Source organism: Asaia sp. W19 (assembly GCF_003994335.1).
In the GTDB taxonomy this organism is placed as follows: domain Bacteria; phylum Pseudomonadota; class Alphaproteobacteria; order Acetobacterales; family Acetobacteraceae; genus Asaia.
Map to the genome: position 1 here is coordinate 25,020 of NZ_PNQZ01000031.1, position 23,693 is coordinate 48,712.

A 23,693-nucleotide genomic window follows, 5' to 3' on the forward strand; every position below is an offset into this window, starting at 1 on the left:
CGGATTGCGCCCTCTTACCGCAACTCGGCGCCCGCGAACACCATCCTTGTCATCCCACTCAATTGCGCGGCGGGAGCGCTTTCTCTAGGCTTTCGTGTATCTGTCGTATTGGAGGATGATGTGGCGCCTGATCTTACCTGGCATGCCCTGATCGCGCTCGCCCAGGTTGTCATGATCGATATCACCCTTGCCGGGGACAACGCGGTGGTCATCGGCATGGTCGTACGCGGCCTGCCCGCAACCCAGAGGCGAAAGGCGATTATCGTCGGGGTGGCGAGTGCCGCGCTCATGCGCATCGTTCTGGCGCTCGTGGCGTCACAGCTTCTCGCGGTGATCGGGCTGACGCTTGCAGGCGGAGTACTGCTGCTCTGGGTGTGCTGGAAGATGTATCAGGAGATGCGTCACCCGGAAGAGGTGGAAGGCAGCACCCAAAACGGCACGCTGGGCCAGGCAATCTTCCGGATCATCCTCGCGGATCTGTCCATGAGCCTCGATAATGTCCTCGCCGTTGCGGGGGCGTCACTCGGGCATCCTTACGTGCTTGTGACTGGTCTCGCCTTTTCGGTCGTGCTCATGGGGGTTGCCGCCACTCTGGTGGCCCGATTGCTCGAGCGCTATCGCTGGATCGCGTGGTTGGGTCTTGCGATCGTCGCCTTCGTGGCATGCGAGCTGATCTATAAGGGGAGTATCGAGGTGGTCCATCATGTTGCGGGTTAAGTCTCTTCTCCTCGCTGGCACCTTTCTTCTTCTCGGCGGATGCTCTTCCCACGCGCAGGAACCAGAAGCCACCGCGCCCTCAAGCGAGACGTTGGGCACTGCCGATACTCCGCAGGACGCTCTGACCCCGGCAGTCCCGACACGCTTCGACAACGTCGCGAGCAGGCTCGATATGTGGCTGGCTCTTGTGGAGGCGAGCACGCCCCCTTCGGCACGCGCCTATGCCGATTTTCTCGATATCACTCCCGCCTGGCCCGAGCGGGGTACGATGGTGGCCCGCTACCAGGCAGCCCTTGCCACACGCGCCAGTGACGCCGAGCTGCCTAAGCTTTGCCCCCGTGAGCCACTCACAAACGTCCAGGCCTTCATCCGCTGTGCCTCCCTTCTTCCGGACGCAGCCAGTCAGGCAAGGCGCATCTGGCGCAATGGTGCCGACAGGGAAACGGATTCGAGCCTGATCCTTGCCGAATACAGCGCGGCCCTCACCCCGGACGATCACTGGGCGCGCTTCCAGCGTCAGCTTCGTACGCGGCAATTCTCGGCCGCTACTCGTCAGGTGCCCCTGCTCGCTCCCCAGAAGCAGGCGCTGGCGAGCGCACTGATCGCTCTCGCCTCGAACGCTGCTGATGCAGAGGTGCAGTTCGTCTCGCTGCCCCCCTCTCTTCAATCCGACCCACAGGTCCTTCTGGCGCGCCTTCGGCAGATGCGCCGCGCCGGCGATCTTGCCGGTGCCTATGCCCTCTGGCAGTCAACGGGTTTCGCCGCCCAGAAAGCCGCACCTTCCGCCGACTGGACGACCGAACGCCTTGGGCTCGCCCGAGCGTTTCTGATGCAGGGCAACGTCCCCCAGGCGCGCAGTCTTGCAGATGATGCGACCCTTGCCCCCCCGATCACGGCCAGTCTTGAAGCACGCTTCCTGCGCGGCTGGATCGACCTGCGCTTTCTCAAAAACCCGTCCCAGGCGCGCGAGGCCTTTACCCCCCTGTCGAGACAGACGAGCCTGATCACGAAAAGCCGGGGTTATTACTGGCTCGGGCGCGCCTATGCCGCCGAGGGAGATACGGCGCAGGCAGGCAGCGCGTACCGTCAGGCTGCGGCGATGCCAACAACCTATTACGGTCAGCTCGCACTGGCCGCCATGGCGGGCCGTGATGATACGCTATTGCCGGGAGGCGGCGATGTTCCGGGTCTGGCTCAGGCGCTCAACAACATACCGGCCCTCGCTTCAGGCCCTGTATCCCGTGCCGATCTGGTTGAAGCGGCGCGCCTCCTGCACAATCGCGGTGATGACGACCATGCGCGCGAGTTCCTGATGCTCGGTTACAGCCAGGTTCAGGATGCCGCAGGTCAGGCGGCTCTCGCGCGGTTTGCCCTTTCTATCGACTCATATGAGCCTGCAGTTTTCGCGGCCCGCCGCACCGGGCGTCTTGGTTCGGCGCTTTATCCTGAGGGCTGGCCGGTTCTCGATGCCGCACAGGCAGAAGGCGACGCCCTGCCCCGTGGTCTGGCTCTGGGTGTGGCGCGCCAGGAGAGCAGTTTCGACGCGCATGTGGTCAGCCCGGCGAAGGCAATCGGCCTGATGCAGTTGCAAACGGGAACCGCCAGAGACGTCGCGCGGCGCGGCGGCCTGGCCGGGCTGGATACCAGCGCCAGCGGTCTGCGTGACCCGGCGACGAACCTCACCCTGGGACGCACCTATTTGGCGCAGCTTCTGGCACGCTTTGGCAATGTCGTGCCACTCGTCCTTTCTGCCTATAATGCGGGGCCCCATCGCACCGATCAATGGCTGGCCAGCCTGCCCTTGCCCCAGCCTCTGACGCAGGACGGTCTGATCGACTGGATCGAGAGCCTGCCCTATGAGGAAACGCGCTCCTATATCCAGCGCGTCGAGGAGAACATGGCTCTCTACCGCGTATTGGAGACTGGTGCCCATGGCTGACAATGCGCCGAATGCCGCCGCTCTGACCGACAAGGCCGTCGAGGTTCTTGCGCTGCTGCGTCGCCGGGGGGAAAAACTTGTGACCGCCGAGAGCTGCACGGGCGGACTGATTGCCGCCACGCTCACCGCGCTTGCGGGATCGTCGGATGTGATCGAGGGGGGGCTGGTTACCTACTCCAACGCCATGAAGATTGCGGCGCTGGGTGTCTCGGTGTCGACGCTCGAGCGTCATGGTGCCGTGAGCGAGGCCACCGCGACCGAAATGGCCATGGGCGCGCTGGGCTGCGCCGAGGATGCCAATGTCTCGGTGGCCGTGACTGGTATCGCCGGACCTTCCGGTGGGACGGCTGACAAACCGGTTGGGACCGTCTGTCTGTGCCTGATGCGAGGTATCAGCAATCCCGTGCTCGAAACCGCCCATTTTCCGGGAGACCGGGATGCCGTGCGACGGGCAACAGTCGCACGTATCTTCGACCTGATCCTCACAAAGCTCTGATACAGAGCCCCGGAAGCATCCCATCAGGTCGGGTGCCCAAGCGCGCACCAAATGGGGGTGGGAAGCGCGACGGCGACCGTTTCGCGGCCTCCTTCTGAGGGAAACCGCAAAACGCTCGGGCAAGTCTCAGTTATCGATGTGCTGGACCACCTCAAAGCCTTCGAATACCGGCGGCCCGAGCGTCAGGGGCTTGTTGCCGCCCGCACCGGCATGGGCTTTACGGAACTGCTCTGACTGGGTCCAGTCCTTGAACGCGTCCTGGGATTTCCAGATCGTGTGCGAGGACCACAGGATATGGTCATCCTTTACCGGGCCACGCAGCAACGAGAAAGAGACGAAGCCGGGTACGGTTGTCAGCAGCACCTCGCGATCGAGCCAGCGCTGGCGGAATGCCTCTTCGCTCTCGGGGAGGACCTGAAACCTGTTCATTGCGATATACATCGACGATACCTTCATTTCTTCATGACAAACCGGGCAGAACGAGATCATGCGGCAGAAGAAAAGGCCGCCCCGTCTCGCCATGGCGCCCCAGAACGACATCGGTCAGGCCGAATATGTCCCGAAGCATGGTCGAGGTGATGACCCTGTCCGCAGGGCCGTCCGCATAGAGCCGCCCCTTGTCGATCACCACAACCCGATCGGCAAAGGCGGCTGCCCAGTTCAGGTCATGCAGGATGGCAAGACATGCCCCCGACCCCCATGATCCGCCCTTGCCCGTATGCGCCCGCGCAAGGGACAGAACCTGTCCCTGGCGGGCGATATCCTGTGCCGAAACCGGTTCGTCCAGCAACAGGTATCCCTTGTCTCCATGCCAGCGCAGCTGGACGAACACGCGTGCCAGATGCGCGCGCTGCCGCTCGCCGCCGGACAGGCTCGTAATATCACGCCCGGCAAGGTGCATGAGACCCACCTCGGCAAGCGTCGAGTCAATCAGCGCGCTCAGCCGGGCGCGTTCTGACGCGCTTCCACGAGCGGCCACACCGAAACCCGCCAGTTCGGCAACAGAAAAACGGGCTTCCATCCCCTGGTCCTGCGTCAGCATGGCACGGTATCTCGCAAGTTCTGCCGGGGTGAATGCCTGCAAGGGACGGCCATCGAGGCTCACCTCACCGATACAGGGTGTGAGCAACCCGGCGGCCACACGCATGAGTGTCGTCTTGCCCGCACCATTCGGACCGATCACGGCGACCATCTCTCCCGGAGAAAGCGAGAGGGAAAAATCGTCCAGCAACAGACGGCCCTGACGCATGACCGTGACATTGATCAGTTCGAGGCTCACGCAGGAATCTCCTGATCCCTCAGCCGGAGAAGCAGCCAGATGAAGACCGGAGCGCCAAGTCCGGCGGTGATGATCCCGACAGGCACCTCTGCGGGGGATGCGATCACACGCGCCAACGTATCGGACAACACCAGCAGGATCGCGCCCAGCAAGGCGCTGCCCGGGATGAGAAAACGGTGATCCGGGCCGCACACAAGACGGACGAGATGCGGCACGATGACGCCGACAAAGCCGATTACCCCTGAAAACGACACTGCCGGCCCAACCGCCATCATCACGGCAAAAAGGCTCAGATACTTCACGGCCCTCACCCGACATCCCATCAGCATGGCGTTTTCCTCGCCAGCCAGAAGCAGGTTGAGTGGCCGAGTAAGCGCCATCAGCAGGAGCAGCGCCAAGAGGATGAGGGGCGCCAGAATATCGATCTCCGGCCAGCGCGCGCCCGATAGACCTCCCATGGACCAGAAGGTCAGGTCACGCAGGGCGGTGTCATTGGCGCGATAAAGCAGAATGCCGGTTGCGGCGGAGGCCAGGGCCCCAAGCGCCACGCCCGCAAGTACGAGCCTGTTGGTCGATATCCCGCCCTGCCTCGTGGACATCGCCTGCAAGACGAGCGTCAGGGCGCAGGCACCGAGCATCCCGCCTGCGGGGATTCCCCAGCGCGCGATGATGCCCGCGCCGAACCAGATTGGTCCCTGAACGATCATCAGTGTGGTACCCAAGGCTGCCCCGGATGACACACCGATCAGCCCCGGATCCGCCAGAGGGTTGCGGAACAGGCCCTGCATCACAGCCCCTGCGGCACCGAGCCCTGCTCCGACGAGCAGAGCCAGAACCACACGGGGCAGACGGATGTCCATGATGATCATACGCGCCATCTGGGGGTCGCTCGCTCGGATAGGCGCGAACCCGAAACCGGTCGCTCCCGAGGCGAGAGCGAGCAGAACACTGGCCGCAAGACCAAGCCCCAGCAGGACGAGAGCCGGAAGCGCCGGAAGGCGGCGTATCGTCATGCAGGCTTCATATGTCCGTTGATCTGCTGCGCAAGTTCCAGCGCGGCCTCAGCCGTGCGCGGGCCGAAACCAAGAAGCTTTTCACCTTCCATGTCGATAACCGCCCTGTTCCTGCCGGCCGGGGTCGCCAGAACGGCAGGATCTTCCAGCAACGCATCGCGCATGGCCTGTCCGCCCTGGCTCATCATCAGGATCATGTCGGGCTGAAGCGTGATCAATGCCTCACGCTCGAGTGCCTTGTAACCCTGCATGGCGCTTCCGGCATTCGTGCCCCCTGCAAGCGTGATGATGGCATCGGCCGCCGTTCCGGTGCCCGCAGCCATGGGGCGGCCATTGACCACACGCATCACAAACAGAACACGCGGTTGCTGCGGATGCAGTTCTTTCCAAGCCTTGAGCGTCCGTAGCTGATTATCGAAGCGCACCACCATCGAGGCGCCTTGCTCCCCCGCGCCAATGATACTCGACAAGGTCAGGATACGCTTGCGTACCCCGTCGAGTGAGGGTGTTGCGTCGATCATGACCGTGGGGATCGACGCGTTCATGATCTGGTCGATCGCAGCAGGCGGTCCAGAGTCATTCATGGCCAGAACCAGATCAGGCCTGAGCGACAGGATCCCATCAGCGGAGAGCTGACGCATATAGCCGATTGATTTCTTCTCCCTCAGGGCGGCGACCGGGTAGGTAGAGGTGATATCGACGCCTACCACGCGCCCTGAGGCCCCAAGCGCATAAAGCGTTTCGGTAATCGTCCCCCCAATCGAGACGATGCGGTCCATCGTGCCCAGAGTGACCCGGCGGCCACGGCAATCCTCGATCGTGAGCGGCCGTTTTTCGCCTGCCCGCGCACCACGCGCTGCTGCGCCCGATACGCCGGTGGCGAAGGCCGTCAAGCCGAACTGGCGTCGGCTGAACAATCTGATGCTCATGAACCCTGACCCTTCTCTTAACCGATCGAGGAGAAGCTGTTGCGTCATTCCCTCACCCGATGCGGCGGAGCTTTAGAGGAAGTTTTTCTCTCTTGCAAGTGCGAGTCATTCTCAATAACCCATCGTCACATCCGTTAACGATTCGCAGGGCCGAAACGATGATCACAAAACGCCGGGCACTTTTCCTGTCCTCCGCTCTTGTCCTGACAGCCCTCCCCGTCAAACAGGCTTCTGCTCAATCCGCCATGCCCCCATCGGCGGGAAACGCCGCCGCCCGCGCGCCCGGAACCGGCCCGCATGAAAAAACGGTCGTTGCGAGAGCCTCCGCAACATCCCCAGCCGAGCCGATCCAAATGGCGAAGCTCGACACCGCGTCGCGTGCAGCGCCTCCTCCGGGCCGAACAGTCGGGGGCACCCAAAAGGAAGCTGTCGCGGCCAGCGCCGCGCAGAACGGGGACGCCATCGCTCTGCCAAGTGTCCGCGTGCACGGCGTTAACGAGACCACGGTGCCACAGGCGAGCGCGACCCTGACGCGCGAGGACATGCTTCGCGTCAATCCGACCGAGCCCTACATGATCCTGACCGGTTTGCCGGGGGTGTATTTCCAGAATGACGGGTCGCCGGCACTGGCCATATCGATACGCGGCATGCAGGATTTCGGCCGTGTGAATGTCATGGTGGATGGGGCGCGCCAGAACTTCCAGACCAGTAATCATGGCGCCAATGGCAGCGTCTTCGTCGACCCTGCCCTCCTCGCCGGGCTCGATGTCGCCCGTGGCACAGTCTCGACTGCCGATGGCGCGGGAGCCATTGCGGGCGTGGTCAATATGCACACGCTCGGCGTGGATGACCTGGTCGCGTCAGGCAAGCGTTATGGCGTGATGGCCCGCGCTCTGGGTGGATCGAATAATTACGATGGCTCGGGTGTGGTCGGTGCCGGGGTGCGGGTGCGACCGTGGTTCGGCATCGCCGCCGCTTTCAGCATGCGCAGTTCGGGCGATTACGAAGACGGCGCTGGCACGCGGGTTCCCAACAGCTACCAGCGTCTGCAGTCGGGCCTGTTCAAGATCGATATCAAACCCGGCATCGATCAGAGCCTGACGCTGGGTACCGTGATCTATCATAACCAGTTCGGTCAGGGGACCGAGGGGATCGCGACGGCGAATAGTATCCAGAACAATCAGGGCAATATCGAGTATCGGTTCACGCCTCAGGATAACAAGCTCGTCTCCCTCCACGTGAAGGGCTATGTGGTGTCGACCGGACTGGAAAACGCCACCCCCGCCTATCGTGCGCTCACAATGGCTGCCGCGAACATGACCCGGTACGATCTCACCACCTTGGGGTTCGAGGCTGACAACACCTCGCAATTCCCTCTCGGACCCGTACTGGCCTCACTCAATTATGGCGGGGAGTACTATCATGACTCGGTCAAGACCAAGGACCAAACCGGCTATGATGGCGCAACGCCATCAGGCGGACGCGAAGTGGGCAGTGCATTTACACAGCTCGCCCTGAACTGGAAAATTATCCAGCTCACCGGCGCGCTGCGTTACGACGCCTATCATCTTTCCGGCGGCGGCGTGAACCAGGCCTCCGGGTTTACCTCGATTCCGGCGGGCGCTTTTCATACCAGCACCAGTTCGGACGCGGTGAACCCGAAGGTCACGCTCGCAGTCACGCCAGTGCATGGGTTGCAGCTTTATGGCAGCTACGGGCTCGGCTTTCGACCGCCCTCGACAACTGAGACGCTCATGGCCAGTTCGCATCCTGGTCTTGGCTTCCTGAAATTCATTCCGAACCCTAATCTGGCACCCGAGCAAACCTATGGGTGGGAGGCCGGCGCAAAGCTGCATTACCGCGACGTGCTTGCTGAAGGTGACAAAGTCGAATTCGATGGCGACTATTTCGATACACGGATCAAGAACTATATTGCCCAGACACGCGTGATCGGCCGTCCCGCCCCAGGCTCCTATATTCCGGTCTATGGGTATTTCTACCAGAATATGGCGGGCAATACCTACACTCACGGGTTTGAGGGGCAGGCGAAATACGACAACCGCTTCGTCTTCGCCACCCTGTCCTACACGAACACCACCACCAAATTGCCTCGCCCCGACTACACCGGATTTGGCGCGATCCTGACCACGCCGCCGCGCTCGGTACTGGCTGGAACGGTGGGGCTGCACCTGTTCGATAGCAAGCTTTCCGTGGGCGCGCGTATCCGTGCAGCCACGCAGACGCTCGGCCAACCCAAGAGCGGCACGCCGGGCTTCCCGAAACAGGGCGGCTATGTCGTCTTCGACATGTTCGGCTCCTATCAGATCACCAAGCAGATCCAGATGTTCGTCAATGCCGATAACGTTACCAACCGTCGCTATTACACGAGCCAGATCTCCTCAATCCCCAACCAGGGGCTGACCGTGATGGGAGGGCTGAATTTTGCCCTGTCACGTTAAGGCGTGCCTTGCCCGTCCACTCTTGTTCGAGGGACGGTAATCGGGCAATGGCGCGGCAACCAACAAGGAGCCGCGCCATGAACGCCGCCACGAACGCCCCGGGCCAGACGGATACGACAACCGCGCTCGAACTGCGTCTGGGCCAAAGGATTCGACGTCATCTGGACGGTTTCTCAGGACTTTTCATCCTTTTCGTTCTCAAGCAGGGTTGGGCTTGTCTCTTCGGCGGCCTGATGCTGGGGGCCATTCTCATCAGCCACGCGCTCTGGTCGCCGGGCTGGCCGCTCCATCGCTATGACGCGCTGTTCCTCTTCGCGCTGCTGACCCAGGCCGTGTTCCTCGCCTGCAAACTGGAGACGCGCCAGGAGGCGCTGATCATTCTTCTGTTTCATCTCACCGGGACAGCCATGGAGTGGTTCAAGGTCCATGCGGGGTCATGGTCCTATCCCGAGCCCGGTTTCTTCAAGATCCTGCATGTGCCGCTTTTCTCCGGCTTCATGTACGCCTCGGTCGGCAGCTATATTGCCCGTGTGATCCGGCTATTTGACATGAGGTTCCTCGCCTATCCGCGTTCCGGCTTTTCTCTTGCTCTGGCCCTGGCGATCTATCTCAACTTCTTCACCCATCATTTCATCCCGGATCTGCGTTGGCTTCTGGTGCTCGCCACCATCGGAATCTATTGGCGTTGCACGATCCTTTATCGCGTGTTCGATACGCAATGGCGCATGAGGCTTCCCCTCGCGGCGTTTCTCTCGAGCATCGCGCTCTGGATCGCGGAGAATATCGGCACTTTTACCGGCACATGGCTCTACGCTCACCGGCAATTCACCTGGGTCGTCCATCCGCAGAAGCTCGTGTCGTGGTATCTCCTGCTCTATGTCGCGTTTATCACGGTCACGCTTCTTTTGAGGCCGGATCGTGAGGTTCCTTCCCTGACGCGAAGCCCAGCCTCTCGATGATTCTTCCATGGGGGCACGAGATGCGCCGGAGGCCGACGGTCCTGCTCACACTGATCATCATTGCCGCTGGCATTGCTTGCCGCCTCGCCCCGCTTGACCTCGACCCTGCCCTACGGAAATGGGGCGGATCGATCCTTTGGGGATCGTTGTTCTGGTGCGTCGCTGCACTCACCCTGCCCGGCCGCCAGCGCCCCGCCCTGTTCGCGCTCGCCTGTCTCGGCGCCTTCGGCAGTGAAGGGCTGAAACTGGTCCATATCGAACCGCTCGACGCGCTCCGGTCTGTTTCTGCGGGACGCTTCTTGTTGGGGCAGCATTTTTCATGGAGCAATATGGGCGCCTATCTGCTGGGCATGGCGCTCGTCACTCCCCTGCGGGTTTGCCCAAATCCGGGGTCCGGTTCGGGTAGCGCCCCGATAAAAGAACGAGCAAACGTTATCAAGTCAGAATAATGACAGATCCATGACTGTTTTGTTTCCGATCTGATTTAATAAAACCATAATACTGTGTCACGCAGTGTCACGATATCTACGGGCCGCAACTCGACCTCAGGACGAAACGGCTCTTTTTCATGAAACTCAGACTCAGTCTTGTTCTATCGGCAAGCCTCCCTGCCCTGATCATTGCCGCGCAGTCTGTGGCGCATGCGCAAACCGTGACGAATACAGCAAACTCGGCAAGCGTGCCGGTCAACAAGAAGCAGCCGGGCAAGAAACGGAACGCTGAAGCTCCGTCTCGGAAGGCAAGCGTGGAGGCCAAAAGCTCCGAAACCGTGATCGTTCTCGGCGCCGGACAGGCTCGTGAAACCCAGACCATTTCGCGCACGGCGATACAGGAATACACACCCGGGACGAGCCCCTTCAAGGCCTTGTCCAAGCTGCCGGGAGTGATGTTCACCTCATCCGATCCGCTTGGCTCCTATGAATGGTCGCAGCAGATCATCATTCGTGGTTTCGACCAGAGCCGCCTGGGCTTCACCTTCGACGGCGTGCCGCTCGGCAACCTGGCGTATGGCAATGACAATGGTCTCTCGATCGGCCGTGCGCTTCAGACAGAAAATAACGGTCCTGCCACGCTGACACAGGGCGCGGGAGCGGTCGGCGTTGCAGCCTCCAACGATCTTGGCGGCGCGCTGCAATTCAGTTCGATCGATCCCTCCGAAAAGTTTGGTGCCGATGTCAGCGGAACCATCGGCTCCGCCTCGACCTGGCGCACATTCGCCCGCATCAACAGCGGCGTGCTGAAGGGGGGCGGCAAATTCTATGTGTCCTATGATCATCAGGACGCCAATAAGTGGAAGGGCGATGGCGTGCAGCGTCAGGACCAGGCCAACGCCAAGTACGTCCAGCCTCTGGGTGACAACCTGAAGCTCACGGTCTTCGGCGACTGGTCCAAGCGCGCCGAAAACGACTATCAGGATCTGTCGCTCTCCCAGATCAAGACCTATGGCTATAATCTGGACAACATCACCGGCAACTACGCGCTCGCCAAGCAGATCGCCTATGCCTATCAGAACGGCACGGCTTTCCCTAAAGGCATCGAAAACCAGGATACCGTCTATTATAATGCAGGCGGCCTTCGTGAGGATGCGCTGGGCTATGGCAAGCTGGATTTCAAGATCAATAACCGTCTGACCGGCTATGTCACGGGCTATGGCCACACCAATAGTGGCGAAGGCGTATGGGTCACGCCCTATAGCGCGACACCGGCGCAACTCGGCGGCTCACCGCTTTCCACCCGTACGACCGAATATGACATCCACCGTGCCGGGTTCATCGGAAGCCTGACCTACAAGATTGCCAATCACAGCATCGAAGGCGGCTTCTGGTTCGAAAACAACAACTTCAATCAGGCGCGTCGCTTCTATCCTCTCGCGCTCGATGGGTCACCCTCCTCGATCCACTGGTACAAGAACAATGCCTTTGCCACGCAGTGGCAGAGCGCTTTCAACACAAAGACCTATCAGGTCCACCTGGGCGACACCTGGAAGATCACGCCGAAACTCAAGGTCAATTACGGCTTCAAGTCCCTGATCGTCGACAACACGGCGCGTGCCATGAACGGCAATTATCTGGGAATGCCGGTGGCTACGGCCTATCCCTCCGGTACGCTGAATGCCTCCAATGGCTTCCTGCCGCAGATCGGGGCGAATTACCGCTTCAACCGTAACCATGAGATCTTCGTCGATTACAGCCGCAATATGGCGGCTTTTGACAGCGCGCAAACCTCAGGCCCGTTCTCGACCACGGTAGCTGGCTTCCAGGCACTGCAGGGCAAGCTGAAGCCCGAAATGTCGAACACCGAGGAACTTGGCTACCGCTATCATACCAAAACCTTCCAGGCGACAGTGACCGGTTACTACGTCGAGTTCGAAAACCGATTGCTCTCGGTCACCCAGGGTGTGGGCATTCAGGGCAATGCCTCGGTACTCTCCAATGTGGGTGGCGTGATCTCACGCGGTATCGACACCGCCGTGAACTGGCAGTTCGCGCCGAACTGGTCGATCTTCGCCTCCTACGCCTTCAATAACTCCTTCTACCAGGACAACGTGATGGCGGATAGCAAGGTCTCCGCAGCGATCAAGGGCAAGAATGTCGTGGGCATGCCGCGTAACCTGGCCAATGTGCAGCTTGGCTATGATGACGGGCAAATCTGGGGCAACGTGCTCATGCAAATTCAGGATCGGCGCTATTACACCTATACGAATGACGCCTACGTTCCCGCCAATGACGTCTTCAACCTGAACCTCGGCTATCGCTTCAAGAGCCATAATTTCTGGCTGCGTGGGCTCGACACTCAGATCAACGTCTCCAATCTGTTCAACAAGCGCTACGTGGCCACTGTGGGCAGCAACGGGTTCATAAACTCTGATCCGTCCGGCACCTTCCAGACGCTCCAGGCCGCTGCGCCGCGTATGGTCTTCTTCACCATCCGCAAGCATTTCAACTGAGAACCGGAAGCCCCAGCATGAAACCCGGCCGTCGGCAATTTCTCTCCCTTGGTGCTGCCGCTTTGGCCGGAACCGCCCTGCCCGATAATCTGCGCAAGGCCCTTGCCATCCCCGCCCATCGCGAAACGGGAACGATACAGGACGTCAAGCATGTGGTGATCCTGATGCAGGAAAACCGTAGCTTCGACCATTATTTCGGGTCCCTGCGCGGGGTACGCGGCTTCGGCGACCCACGGGCCGAGACCCAGGCTGATGGCAGTTCGGTCTTCGCGCAGAAAGATGCCAAAGGCCGGGCTGTCTGGCCCTTCCTGTTCGACACGATCCATACCTCGGCCGCCTGCCTGAAAAGCCTCGATCACAGCTGGAAAGGCACGCAGGCCGCCTGGAATGAGTGGGAGGGGTGGGTTCCGCATAAAACCCCTATGACCATGGGGTATTTCACGCGGCGGGAGATCCCCTATTACTATGCGCTTGCTGACGCCTTCACCATCTGTGACGCCTATCACGCCTCCATCTTCGGGCCGACCAATCCGAACCGCCTCTATTTCTTCACCGGCACCAATGGCCTCTCCGTAGGGGCAGACGGGAAGCAGGCGGTCGAGAATGTGGATGACGGCAACTGGTCTGCCGACATGGCGCATGACAACCCGCATTTCACGCCCTTCGACTGGACGACCTATCCGGAACGCCTCCAGGAAGCCGGTGTCAGCTGGAAGTTTTATCAGGAATACGACAATTTCGGCGATAACCCTCTCGCTTCATTCAGGCAGTTCCGCAACCTCGACCCGAAAGACTGGCGCTACCGCAATGCCCGCGCCATCGTCCCCGGATCGACGAAGGAGAATATGCACGAACTCGAGGGCCGCTATCTGCTGGACGCATTCGAGAAGGATATCGCCCAAGGCACTCTGCCGCAGGTTTCCTGGATCGTCCCCCCTGCTGCGCTGTCAGAGCATCCGGAAGCACCACCGGGATTCGGCGAGCATCTGATTTCCAAACTGATCGATATCTTCGTTCGCCACCCGGATACCTGGTCAAAAACCGTCTTCATCCTCAATTACGACGAGAATGACGGGTTTTTCGATCATGTACCGCCGCCAGTCCCGGCGCTCGATGGTGCGTCGGAGAGCGCTGGAAGCGTCTCCACAAGGGGAGAGAGTTTCCACGGTGAACCGGTTGGGCTGGGACCACGCGTTCCCGCGCTGATCATTTCGCCCTGGACCAAAGGAGGCTGGGTCAACTCGCAGGTTTTCGACCATACCTCTGTGATCCAGTTTCTCGAGAAACGCTTTGGTATCCCCTGCCCTACCATCACCCCCTGGCGCCGCGCTGTTTGTGGCGATCTGACCTCTGTCTTCGATTTCAGCAAACCAGACCCCGTCTGGTCAGCCGATTTGCCGAACACGGATACGTATCTGCTCCAGACGCGTCTCTCCTGTGCCCACCCGCCGCCCCTTGTGCCTGAGAATGGTAGCCTGCCCGATCAGGAGGCCGGACAGAGGCCGACCCGCGCCTTGCCTTATCGCCTCGCGCTTGCCACGCGGGCCGATGCGCCTACAGCGCTCGCTTTCTCGAACTCAGGAGATCAGGGCGCGGTGTTCCGTATCCGTCAGAAGGGACATGCTTCGCAGCATCTGACGGTAGCCGCCCAATCGACCAGGGTATGTACCTGCGCGCTGGACGCCCCTGTCGAGATCTATGGGCCGAATGGCTTTTATCGGCTCCATCATCCGAGAAGCGGACTTGGTGTGAGTCACAGGGAAGAGAATGATCGGATGACACTCACCATCGAGATCGGTCACCCGCCATGCCACGACGTCCTGCTGATTGATCATTATTCCGGTCAAACCATCAAGCGCGCACTCACGCCACAAACCCGTTTAACGAAGGAGATAATGCTCGCCAGCAGTGATCGCTGGTATCACATCGAGCTTCGCGCGCCGGACGGAACCACGCTGCTCGCTCTGGCCGGCCATAGCGAGAATGGAACGCCCAGCCTGTCTGACCCGCATTTCGCCCGAAGAGCCAATGGCCCCGCCTAACCTTCGATCGACGCAATCAAACGCCTCTCAACATTGACGCACTCCCACCGCGCTGTGCCCGCCATGCCTCACTCTCGAGCCGAAACATCTGGTTCTTATACCATTTCGTTGACACCCCATTCAGCCCCGCTAGGGTCCGCCTTGATGGTTCCCGGGCGACCGGGATGAAAAGGGAACATGGTCTGACGCCATGGCTGCCCCCGCAACTGTAGGTGACGAGTGCGATCATGCGGGCCCATAGGCCCAGCCACTGGGTCTCTATCCCCGGGAAGGCCAGTGACCGCATGAGGACGCACGAGCCAGGAGACCTGCCATCACGCATGGTCACGGACGAGATCCGACGGGCGGGGTGTCCCGAAGGTGGCGCGTTATGGCGCGCCCATCGTAGTGACGTGAATATGGGATAGAACGCAGCTCATGCGCTCCTCACGCGCCCTCCTTCTGACAGGATTGTCCTTGTCGACCATCGCCCTGCCTGCCCTGTCCAGGGCTACCTCGGCCCAAACTGTCGCGACGCAAACTGGCGCGACTCAAGCTTCCCAGGCCCGGACTGCTCCGGCTCGTGCTCCCCTGGGGCTGAAGGGCATGGAGCAAACCCGCCCCGAGCGGACTCGCTTGGGCCAGACTGACCCGGATCAGACTGGCCCTGATAAGACTGGCCCTGATAAGACTGGCCCAGATCAAACTAGCCCGGATCAGACAAGCTCGGATGAATATATAACCGCCAAGGGCCAGAGTACGGGGCTCAAGGCACGGCCCGCCATCGGCGGGCGGCTTGGCCTCAGCCTGCAGCATAATCCGGCCTCGATTTCTGTGATCGAGCGCAAGACCATTCTCCAGCGGGGCTATACCCATGCCGAAGAGGCTGCCGACTCAGCGCCCGGCGTGACCTCCGGCGGATCACCCGGCAGCCCGGCACAATTGATGATGCGCGGTTTTACCGGCAACCAGATTCTCATTCTGAAGGACGGTGTCTATTTTGGCCCGACCACCATGGTGAACCGCCCCCTCAATGCCTTCAATCTGGAGGCAGTCGAGGTGCTCAAGGGGCCTTCCTCCGTTCTCTACGGTCAGGGTGCCGTGGGAGGGACCGTGGATATGCGCACCCGCACCCCCGACCTGGAACGCATGCACGCCGACGCGCTCGTCTCCTATGGCAGCTTCAACAGCTGGAACGCGGGTTTCGGCGGTTCCGTGCCGCTTTCACGCAGCCTTGCCATCAGGAGCGACTTCAGCCGCACCTCATCAGATGGCTATGTCAAAGGAGCCAGTCCTCACAGCAATGACTGGACGACTACAGTGCTCTGGCATCCGTCACCGTCTTTCGCCGCGCGCCTGGGCATGGACTATCTGACTGACGAACTCTCCACCTATTACGGTGCCCCGCTCGTACCAGGCTCGGCTGTCGCTGATGCCACGGGAGGCTTGCTGCATTCGTCTAAGGGACTTGTCGTGAGCAGGGCATCGCTCTGGCGCAATTACAATGTTTCCAATCCGCAGGCCAGCTCTGTCAATGCGACCCCGACCCTGCATCTCGATTGGGTCCTGAGCCCGCACATCACCCTGCATGACAAGGCCTATTTCCTCTACGCCAAGCGCCGCTGGAACAACGCTGAGACTTACAGTTATATCGGCAGCACGGGCGCCGTGGACGCGAGCGGCGCATCGATCGTCCCCGGAAGCATCGGTCGCGACCGCTTTTACGTTTATCAGAACCAGCATCAGCTCGGTGACAGCATCGATGCACGGGTCGACCACCACCTGTTCGGGCTCCGCAATCGGTTCGTGATCGGGGGTGATGCCTACTACCTGCGCTTCATTCGCAACCGTGGTTTTCCTGATGCAGATTATGCCGATAGCGTCTCGCTGGTGAACCCCCAAGGGGGCTCGGTCGGTCCCTTCGCCGGGGAGTACCCCTATCGCAAATCGCCTACCACCATGATTGATGCCGGGCTGTTCCTGGAGGATACGCTTTCGGTGACGGAAAAGCTGCGTCTGGTAGGCGGGTTCCGCTATGACTGGCTGTCACTCGACAGGCAAAACTACAACCAGAACGGCCAGCTCAACGCTGCGACCAGCTTCAAGGGCCATTACAACCCGGCCAACTTCCGTATCGGCCCGGTCTATGATCTTCTTCCAGATCTCAGCCTCTACGGTGTGTACACGACCGCCGAAGACCCTCCGGGGTCCAACCTGTTTCTCGCCAATCGAGGTCAGTTCTCACGCCTTTCGCGTTCCCGACAGGGCGAGATCGGCCTGAAGGCGCGAGCCTTTTCAGGGCATCTGGTCACGACACTCGCGCTCTTCGACATCAGGCGGACCCGCGTCCTGGTACAGACCGGACAGGACAGCGTCTCCACCGCTGGTAGCCAGAAGTCGCGCGGGATGGAAGCTCAGACTGATTGGCGCATTGCCAGACATTGGAGCCTCTCCGGCAATGTCGCCTATACGGACTCCCATTACGGCACGTTCTTCCCGGATGCGACGACCGACGCCTCGGGCAACCAGGTGCCGAATGTGCCCAAGGTTACCGCCAATCTCTGGGGAATCTGGAGCTCGGCGCTCAATCTGCCAGTCGATCTGGGCGCCGGTATGCGGTACGTCTCAGCCCGCAAGGGGGACTATGCCAACACCCTCGCGCTCAAAGATTACGCCCTGGTGAATGTCTTCGCGGCCTGGCATATCCGCAAAGGCTTCACGCTCTATGGCCGCATTGACAACGTCGGCAACAAGCATTTCGTGCAGTGGGCGGATACGAGCTACCCATCAGAGGTGCTTATCGGTGCCCCGAGGTCTTTCTCGCTCAGCCTGCAGGCAAGCCTCTGACTCCATCTTCACGCGCCATCATTTCGAAAGGGAGCGCCCTGGCACATCGCTCCCTCTCGATGGGCAAGTGGCGCTGGACTTTCTCCCCGTTACCCCAATCAGTCCAGAATATCAGGAGAGAGTCTGGCCCTCGCCTCCAATTGAGGGGCGTCACGCATCGCAAAGAGCGCCCGTATCCGCGCGACACGTCTCGTCGTGCGCGGATGGGTCGACGAGATCTCCAGCACGAACCCTGCGACACTAGGCACTGCATATTCCTGCGCCGCGAAAGCCTCGACGTTCATCGAAGCGTTGAGACGCTTCACGCCGCAGGCCAGCATCTGAAGCGCACCAAGCGCGTGACGCGCATCGGGCAGGACGGATGCGCCCACCGCATCGCAGCTATGTTCGCGCGCGCGCGAATAGGCGCGATAGAGAAACGGAACCATGTAGGCGGGCAAGCGCAGAGAGTGCTTGAAACCACTCAGATGACCCAAAACATGATGAGCGACTTCATGCGCCATGATGAAACGGATCTGTTCGTCCTCCTCAGCCTCGACGATTGCAGAGGTCAGGAAAACATAGCGGCCGCGCAGTAACCGGATCGCGAAGGCATTCATGATGCCACCGGAATTATAGATGAACGCTGTGGGTGTCTCATCCAGGCCCAGCTTCTGGCTCACCTCGACGAACATGGAATGGAGGTGCGGGAATTGTTTCTCGGACAGGAGCACCATGTGCCCCATGGCGTACGCGCGATACAGCGCGGCAAAAATGACGAGGGCCAGCATGAAGGACACGGCATACACCGCGAACACCACGAATTCTGCGGCGGCACGCGGATCGGTGATCGAGGCCGCGACTGCGATGATCCCCAGGAGGAGCCAGAGGATCAGCCCTGTTCCGGTCAGGAGCCCGCCATAGAGACGTTCATTGGGATGACGATATTTCTGCAGGACCGGTGGCATTGCTTGACCTTTTTATTATTGCGCGAAGGTGGATCTGAGAAGTTTCACCAGACAGCTTGGGTACAAGACAATGCCTGCACACGAAAGCCATGTAATGATGCCCACCAACGTCCATCATGACACGCCACGCGTCCACGCGGTATGGCGTTGGATTTCCCTCGCACGCAAATTCACGCTATCTTTTCATCAAAGATTGAAAGGGCATGTATGAGCGATCTAACCGCGCTTCTCGCCGATGCGGGTCTGTTTGTCTGCGTTCCATGGATTCTATGGCGTGTGATGGGGCGCGTGGTACCGATTGCTGTCATCCCGATCCTGATCGGAATCCTCGCTGCCGTCTGGCATCTTCCGCTCAAATCGATAGGTGTCCCCTCGTTCTACGGCGATACGATCGGGTGGATCGCAGTACTCGTCCTGGCGTTCACGGCCGGCATGGAAATGTGGCAGCATCCGGAAGGTGAAGCTGCGGAAAATGCCCTGCCCAAGCCTCCGGTCACCCGTCTTCTCGGGGGCGCAGCCACCGCACTTGGCGGGCCGTTTCTGGTCGGTACGATCCTCGTTTACATGTTCTTTCTGCCACTGCCGGGCTGGCATGCACCCGCGGTTACACCGCTCATCGCCGCAGCCTCGATCGGGCTTTGTATTGCCGTCAGTGCTCTGCCCGTTCTGATCGGGATCGTGCGCGAACTCCCTGCGCGCGACAAACCGCTGGGGCAGCTTGCGCTCAAGCTTGCGGTGATTGACGACGCCACGCTCTGGATCGGGCTCGCCCTGCTGCAATTTGCTGCGGAGCGTCAGACGGCCATGCATAGCTGGGGGCTACGCGAGTGTTTGGCGCTCCTACTGCTTGTCGCTCTCGGCTTAGGTGGCTCGCTTGCCTCGCGTTTTATCCGCAATCCTCCCAAACTGGTGATTTGGGCCGTGGTACCGCTCTATCTCAGTCTCGGCTCCTGGGCGAGCATGACCCTGGGGCTTCATGAACTGATCGGCGCCTATTTTGCCGGTGCCTTCATGCCGCCTTCTTGGGTCAAACGCCTTCCCTTCGAGACCGTCTCGACATTCTGCCTCATCTGGCTTGCGCCGCTGTTTTTCGGACATAGTGGGCTGCGTATCGACGGTGATGCCCTGACCTGGCCCTCGGTTCTGGCCTCACTCTCCCTCGTCGTGATCTCGATCGTGGCCAAAATCGGTTCGATATATCTCTTCCCCCCGTCGAAGGATCTATCGCGACGCCAGACGCTCAGCCTTGGTGCCCTGTTGCAATGCAAGGGGCTGATGGAGATTGTCGCCGCAACGATCCTGCATGAGCAGGGGATGCTGTCTGAGTTTGCCTTCGCCTCCCTGATGGTGCTGGCGGTGATCTCGACCATTCTGACGGGACCATTGTTCCATCTGTTCAAACCGCGCCCGTCCCCGCCTGTCTGACCCTTGTGATCCCCCCGCCTGAAGCCTGAGCCCTGTCGGGGGGGGCTTCGGGCGTCAACGCCGGAAATACTTGTCCACATAACGCTGGATCTCGGCCCGCATGAACCGGCCTGACTCGTCGGCGCGCTCTTCCCAACCAAAAACGCAGGCGGTCACGATCCCGTCGAAACCTGTCTCTGCGAGGGTCGAGAAGAAGACGTCCCAGTCGATCTCGCCCTGATGCAGATCCATGTGCTGATGGACTGTCACCCTGGCACCCGGCGGATTGACGATATAGCGCAGGCCCGAAGATGCCTTGTGATCATAGGTATCAGCAATATGCACGTGGCGGATCATGGGTCCTGCTTCGCGGATCATCGCTCGCATATCATCCCCGAAATAGAAGGTATGCGGCGCGCAGTAGAGGAAGCGGACGTGATCCGACCCGATTGTCTTGAGCATGTCGAGCGCCGGAGTGAGTGTCTCGCACCAGTCCTCCGGATGGGGCTCCATGTTGAGCATGATCCCCTCGCGCTCGAACACGGGAACAAGCTCCTCCATCGAGCGCCACCAGGCAGCTTCACTATGCTCGTGGGAGTGCATCCCCCCACAACAATTGACGCGATGCCCGCGATCGGGTGATGGCCCGCGACCAAACTCGGAATTCATGGTGTCGCAACCCATCTCGGCGCAAATCCTGATCGCCTCGATCCAGTAGCGTACGGCCGCCTGTCGCTCATCCTCATGCGGACTCGCCCACCGATACATGGGCAGAACGGAAGCAAGCCTGACCCCATGATCCTTCAGAGACTTCTTGAACGAGGCGATCCGCTCTTCATGCGCCCGGGGCCGGACCCACCAGGGAAGGAAATCTTCCCTGGGAGAGAGTTCGATATGGTCAAATCCGAGCTCGGCGGTCTTCCTGCACAGGGCGTCCAGGCTGAGATGGCGATGCATATAGGGATCTAGAGCGATCTTCACGGCAGTATCCTCGTCTTCGGGGTAAGTCAGGATCTCGAAGAGATCCTGAGCGTCGTCCCTGCTGAGAGAATGGCCGATTTGCCGCGCGTGCGAGCCGATTATCTTGATCGAATCCCATCATCCCCAGCGCGCACGAAGCAAGGCGTCACTGTTCAGCCAGAGACGCGAGGGGCCGCACATAAATACCCGCGCGCCCATAGGCATAGAGCCGCGTCCGGTCAGCAACGAACATGGCGTCCCTAAGAGTTCTCGGCAGGATGAGCCGGCGCCAGGTTTTGCCCCCATCCACGCTGTAATCCAGGCGATCCGCCTCCGTGAAGACCTTGTCGGCCTGTTCCCTTCCCTTCCTTAGGAGCATGACCTGATCCTCAGGGAGGACTTCCCTGATGCTCCCCGATTCTGCGATATAACCTCTGAACGCTGATCCGTCAGGCGCAGCAAACCACCCCCGTAAAAAGAGTTTGTCACCCAGAATCTTCACATCGAGTTGGTCAACTGGACGCGACGGAAACTGACCGAGCAATCTTGGCGGTTGGTTCATGCCTTGAGCGTAGAGAAGAGGCATAGCCGTGCCGTTGGCGACCATGTACAGGGCCTCGTCATTGCGCGTTACCCCGTCAAGCCAGATGACCAGGCCGCCAGGAGAGGGGGTCGGTTGCAGATGCACACTGACCGTTGGATCGCCTGGGTTCGCGGGTTTCAGCAGGGCGACGGCCTGGCGTGCCCCGCTTTCGGTCTTGCGTGTTACGGCCGTGATTGCCGAGGCACCGCGTCCAAGAAAGAACTGACAGGCGATATCGCCGCGAGCGCAGATTGAGATCAGCGGCGGGTGGATCCACCCGCCGTCACGTCCGCCCCGGTATATGATTGGTGAGAAATCGAGAACCGCCCCTCCGTCTGGGGGAGTATTCACACGGAAGGCAGGCAGACCGTCGGGATTATCCAGCGAGCTCATCGATTTGCCGGGAAGACGCAGGTCAGCTCTGCATCGATATACACCAACCCGCTCCGGGCGGCATGAAGACAATCCGACCTCAGCTTCCCCTTCCGTTGAGCTTGCCAGACGATAGCCGATATAGATTCTGCGATCATGAGTGCCTATCTGCAGAAACTGCGCGCTTCCGCGGTCTGCGAGACTGCGGGGCTCGGCCTCCCCAAGGAACTGCCAGGCAGTGTCCGAGAGCGCTCCACCGGGGCTTACAAGGAAAAGTAGGGCGATGAAAATCAGGCTGAGGACGTCCAGAAGCTGCCCGGCCTGCGCCCAGGACCGATTGAGACACGGATCGAGCACTGGCGCCCGCTGCGAAGGGGAGACCAGACAGCGCGTATCCGCCCTGCGCAGTCGGGCACGCGCATAGCGGCCGATCAGAAATGGGATCAGCAAAAGCGGAAGAACACGCACGCAGAGCGATGTCGTGATTAGATACTGTCGAACAAGGGCCTGCGACATTCCGGCTATGTCGAGAACGGCCTTCAGGCTCTGATGCGCAGCCATGACGAAAAGGTCCGCCGACCCTAACGCCGCACTTCCGAGCGTGAACAGGAACGCCCAGACAAACACCAGTGCCAGGACCGATGCGCAGAGATAGCCCCAAAACCCGATACCGGCCTCAAAAGCCGTGTAGCTTGGAAAGAGGAGAGTCGTGAGGGCAAATTTGGTACGCGACCAAAACCGCACAAAAAACCGGGGAGAGTCGCTCGTGTCGCTCCCGGCCGATTTTCTGAGCGGAAAAAGGGCCATCAGGTGATAGGAAAGCGGCAACACGGCGTGCCAGTCCGACCGGGAGATCGTCGCATCCCGGCTCGAGAGTTCAGACCGCTTGCCTGCAATGCTTAGCCAGTCCGACCAGATCAGGGATTGCTTGACCGAAATCCGTGCGGCCAAGCTCGGCGTATCGTGCCCGCAATACCCCGCTAGGACGCCTACAATCCATAGGATGGCTTCGAAACTCTTGGATCCCGGCGACATCTCCGCAGGCGGCGGCAAGATCGATAACAGGCCTTTCAGAAGCCGCATCGACGATTCCCGTTGGTCATCGATCCCACTTTCCGCGAGGCGCGCCAGAACCGGTTCCCACTCCGAACGGTTCCACCGGGTAGGCTTCCGATTCAGAGTGACCCCCAGAAAGTAATCCAGCGTGTTCTCTAGGGTCGCGACGTGGCTCCCTGCCTTCGCTATGGTGCCAGAGTACCGGGGGGGTAAGCGTGCAGGTGGGGGGCGTGATGGCTCGGGTCTCTCATCCGGGAGAGAAGCATTTGCCCTGTCGATCTCGTCCTGCGCCCCGTCGCTGCGCTCTTCTGCCTCCTTCTCCTGATCGTCAGCGCCCGACGGAGGCGGCTCAGCGTCGTCATTTCCGGAGTAAGGGTGTTGTCCGCAAAACGGCGGGGGAAAGAGGTTGTCGATCGGTCGTGCATCGGTCGACCCTGCTGACGCATCCGGTTGAGTCTCATCACGAGGGGGCACATCAGCAGGATCGAGCCCTGTGGCCGGACCAGAGTCCGCGTCGTGCTTCTCGGGCAAAGATGAGGCAGGCCTGTCAGGAGGTGGCTGCGTGGCCTCATCCTCGGGCGCGATCAGGTTGGCGAGATCAAGCGCCATTCTTCTCGCTTCGACCAGGGCGCTGAAGGCCTGCAAATCATCTTCAGGTCGTGTCCGGCGGAGACATTGGGCGTAAGCCCGGTTGATCGTACGCTTGTCGTTCGTGGGGTTCAGACCGAGGATGGTCCAGGCTTGGGCGGGAGTCATTGTTCGGAA

18 protein-coding genes and 1 riboswitch are annotated in these 23,693 nt (G+C 60.5%); of the genes, 10 read left to right on the top strand and 8 right to left on the bottom strand.

All coding sequences use genetic code 11. The features are described from left to right. Positions 1-120 precede the first annotated feature (120 nt). From C0V97_RS07195 to C0V97_RS07205, 3 genes are read left to right on the top strand one after another with little or no spacing between them, the layout of a single operon-like run. A complete protein-coding gene (locus tag C0V97_RS07195) occupies positions 121-717 on the top strand; it encodes a TerC family protein (RefSeq protein ID WP_255424175.1) in 597 nt (198 codons plus the stop codon). Further along, on the top strand, positions 704-2,656 hold the full coding sequence (locus C0V97_RS07200; RefSeq protein ID WP_127101957.1) for a lytic transglycosylase domain-containing protein: 1,953 nt from the start codon (positions 704-706) through the stop codon (positions 2,654-2,656). The genes C0V97_RS07195 and C0V97_RS07200 overlap by 14 nt, the downstream gene beginning before the upstream one ends. After that, positions 2,649-3,152 carry a CinA family protein gene (locus tag C0V97_RS07205; protein WP_127101958.1) on the top strand — a complete coding sequence of 168 codons (504 nt, stop codon included), beginning with the start codon at positions 2,649-2,651 and terminating at the stop codon, positions 3,150-3,152. The genes C0V97_RS07200 and C0V97_RS07205 overlap by 8 nt, the downstream gene beginning before the upstream one ends. Before the next feature lie 126 nt (positions 3,153-3,278). On the opposite strand, the gene C0V97_RS07210 is transcribed toward C0V97_RS07205, so the two are convergent. From C0V97_RS07210 to C0V97_RS07225, 4 genes are read right to left on the bottom strand one after another with little or no spacing between them, the layout of a single operon-like run. After that, positions 3,279-3,593, bottom strand: coding sequence for an antibiotic biosynthesis monooxygenase (locus C0V97_RS07210; RefSeq protein WP_127101959.1), 315 nt, complete (start codon positions 3,591-3,593; stop codon positions 3,279-3,281). 19 nt (positions 3,594-3,612) lie between these two features. Beyond that, positions 3,613-4,431 (bottom strand): ATP-binding cassette domain-containing protein, encoded by an 819-nt coding sequence (locus C0V97_RS07215; protein WP_127101960.1) that lies wholly within the window; start codon positions 4,429-4,431, stop codon positions 3,613-3,615. After that, positions 4,428-5,444, bottom strand: a complete 1,017-nt coding sequence (locus C0V97_RS07220) for an iron ABC transporter permease (RefSeq protein WP_127101961.1) — start codon at positions 5,442-5,444, stop codon at positions 4,428-4,430. The genes C0V97_RS07215 and C0V97_RS07220 overlap by 4 nt, the downstream gene beginning before the upstream one ends. Next, complete coding sequence (locus C0V97_RS07225; protein WP_158625364.1) at positions 5,441-6,373, bottom strand: hemin ABC transporter substrate-binding protein; 933 nt, start codon at positions 6,371-6,373, stop codon at positions 5,441-5,443. Before C0V97_RS07225 ends, C0V97_RS07220 begins: the two co-directional genes overlap by 4 nt. 158 nt (positions 6,374-6,531) lie before the next feature. Between C0V97_RS07225 and C0V97_RS07230 the strand changes: the two genes are divergently transcribed. The 5 genes from C0V97_RS07230 (at position 6,532) to C0V97_RS07250 (ending at position 14,780) form a co-directional block, all read left to right on the top strand. Then, on the top strand, positions 6,532-8,832 hold the full coding sequence (locus tag C0V97_RS07230; protein WP_158625365.1) for a TonB-dependent receptor domain-containing protein: 2,301 nt from the start codon (positions 6,532-6,534) through the stop codon (positions 8,830-8,832). A gap of 77 nt (positions 8,833-8,909) precedes the next feature. Beyond that, positions 8,910-9,791, top strand: a complete 882-nt coding sequence (locus C0V97_RS07235; protein ID WP_127101964.1) for a DUF817 domain-containing protein — start codon at positions 8,910-8,912, stop codon at positions 9,789-9,791. Between the two features lie 20 nt (positions 9,792-9,811). Continuing rightward, on the top strand, positions 9,812-10,240 hold the full coding sequence (locus tag C0V97_RS07240; RefSeq protein WP_158625366.1) for a DUF2809 domain-containing protein: 429 nt from the start codon (positions 9,812-9,814) through the stop codon (positions 10,238-10,240). A 119-nt stretch (positions 10,241-10,359) separates the two neighbouring features. Beyond that, a complete protein-coding gene (locus C0V97_RS07245; RefSeq protein ID WP_127101966.1) occupies positions 10,360-12,738 on the top strand; it encodes a TonB-dependent receptor in 2,379 nt (792 codons plus the stop codon). Positions 12,739-12,755: 17 nt separating this feature from the next. Then, entirely contained in the window at positions 12,756-14,780 is a 2,025-nt protein-coding gene (locus C0V97_RS07250) for a phosphocholine-specific phospholipase C (RefSeq protein WP_127101967.1), read from the top strand. Between the two features lie 128 nt (positions 14,781-14,908). Further along, a riboswitch (cobalamin riboswitch) is annotated at positions 14,909-15,111 on the top strand. A 95-nt stretch (positions 15,112-15,206) separates the two neighbouring features. Here the strand turns inward: C0V97_RS07250 and C0V97_RS18875 are convergent. Then, complete coding sequence (locus tag C0V97_RS18875; protein WP_370265174.1) at positions 15,207-15,464, bottom strand: hypothetical protein; 258 nt, start codon at positions 15,462-15,464, stop codon at positions 15,207-15,209. Here C0V97_RS18875 and C0V97_RS07255 point away from each other — a divergent pair. Next, positions 15,366-17,606, top strand: coding sequence for a TonB-dependent siderophore receptor (locus tag C0V97_RS07255; RefSeq protein ID WP_127102019.1), 2,241 nt, complete (start codon positions 15,366-15,368; stop codon positions 17,604-17,606). The genes C0V97_RS18875 and C0V97_RS07255 overlap by 99 nt on opposite strands. A 98-nt stretch (positions 17,607-17,704) precedes the next feature. On the opposite strand, the gene C0V97_RS07260 is transcribed toward C0V97_RS07255, so the two are convergent. Continuing rightward, positions 17,705-18,553 (bottom strand): M48 family metallopeptidase, encoded by an 849-nt coding sequence (locus C0V97_RS07260; RefSeq protein ID WP_127101968.1) that lies wholly within the window; start codon positions 18,551-18,553, stop codon positions 17,705-17,707. Between the two features lie 207 nt (positions 18,554-18,760). Between C0V97_RS07260 and C0V97_RS07265 the strand changes: the two genes are divergently transcribed. Further along, on the top strand, positions 18,761-19,978 hold the full coding sequence (locus C0V97_RS07265) for a cation:proton antiporter (protein ID WP_127101969.1): 1,218 nt from the start codon (positions 18,761-18,763) through the stop codon (positions 19,976-19,978). Positions 19,979-20,032: 54 nt separating this feature from the next. Here the strand turns inward: C0V97_RS07265 and C0V97_RS07270 are convergent, their stop codons facing one another. Further along, positions 20,033-20,938, bottom strand: coding sequence for a sugar phosphate isomerase/epimerase family protein (locus tag C0V97_RS07270; protein ID WP_233582029.1), 906 nt, complete (start codon positions 20,936-20,938; stop codon positions 20,033-20,035). A gap of 145 nt (positions 20,939-21,083) precedes the next feature. Further along, positions 21,084-23,684 carry a hypothetical protein gene (locus C0V97_RS07275; protein WP_127101970.1) on the bottom strand — a complete coding sequence of 867 codons (2,601 nt, stop codon included), beginning with the start codon at positions 23,682-23,684 and terminating at the stop codon, positions 21,084-21,086. Between the last annotated feature and the right edge of the window lie 9 nt (positions 23,685-23,693).

Bases quoted from the DNA above. Each gene is read 5' to 3' on its own strand.
- C0V97_RS07210 (WP_127101959.1), bottom strand. From the start codon at position 3,593: ATGTATATCGCAATGAACAGGTTTCAGGTCCTCCCCGAGAGCGAAGAG.
- C0V97_RS07255 (WP_127102019.1), top strand. From the start codon at position 15,366: ATGGAGCAAACCCGCCCCGAGCGGACTCGCTTGGGCCAGACTGACCCG.
- C0V97_RS07235 (WP_127101964.1), top strand. From the start codon at position 8,910: ATGAACGCCGCCACGAACGCCCCGGGCCAGACGGATACGACAACCGCG.
- C0V97_RS07230 (WP_158625365.1), top strand. From the start codon at position 6,532: ATGATCACAAAACGCCGGGCACTTTTCCTGTCCTCCGCTCTTGTCCTG.
- C0V97_RS07245 (WP_127101966.1), top strand. From the start codon at position 10,360: ATGAAACTCAGACTCAGTCTTGTTCTATCGGCAAGCCTCCCTGCCCTG.
- C0V97_RS07220 (WP_127101961.1), bottom strand. From the start codon at position 5,444: ATGACGATACGCCGCCTTCCGGCGCTTCCGGCTCTCGTCCTGCTGGGG.
- C0V97_RS07200 (WP_127101957.1), top strand. From the start codon at position 704: ATGTTGCGGGTTAAGTCTCTTCTCCTCGCTGGCACCTTTCTTCTTCTC.
- C0V97_RS07225 (WP_158625364.1), bottom strand. From the start codon at position 6,373: ATGAGCATCAGATTGTTCAGCCGACGCCAGTTCGGCTTGACGGCCTTC.
- C0V97_RS07275 (WP_127101970.1), bottom strand. From the start codon at position 23,684: ATGACTCCCGCCCAAGCCTGGACCATCCTCGGTCTGAACCCCACGAAC.
- C0V97_RS07250 (WP_127101967.1), top strand. From the start codon at position 12,756: ATGAAACCCGGCCGTCGGCAATTTCTCTCCCTTGGTGCTGCCGCTTTG.
- C0V97_RS07240 (WP_158625366.1), top strand. From the start codon at position 9,812: ATGCGCCGGAGGCCGACGGTCCTGCTCACACTGATCATCATTGCCGCT.
- C0V97_RS07205 (WP_127101958.1), top strand. From the start codon at position 2,649: ATGGCTGACAATGCGCCGAATGCCGCCGCTCTGACCGACAAGGCCGTC.
- C0V97_RS07265 (WP_127101969.1), top strand. From the start codon at position 18,761: ATGAGCGATCTAACCGCGCTTCTCGCCGATGCGGGTCTGTTTGTCTGC.
- C0V97_RS07260 (WP_127101968.1), bottom strand. From the start codon at position 18,553: ATGCCACCGGTCCTGCAGAAATATCGTCATCCCAATGAACGTCTCTAT.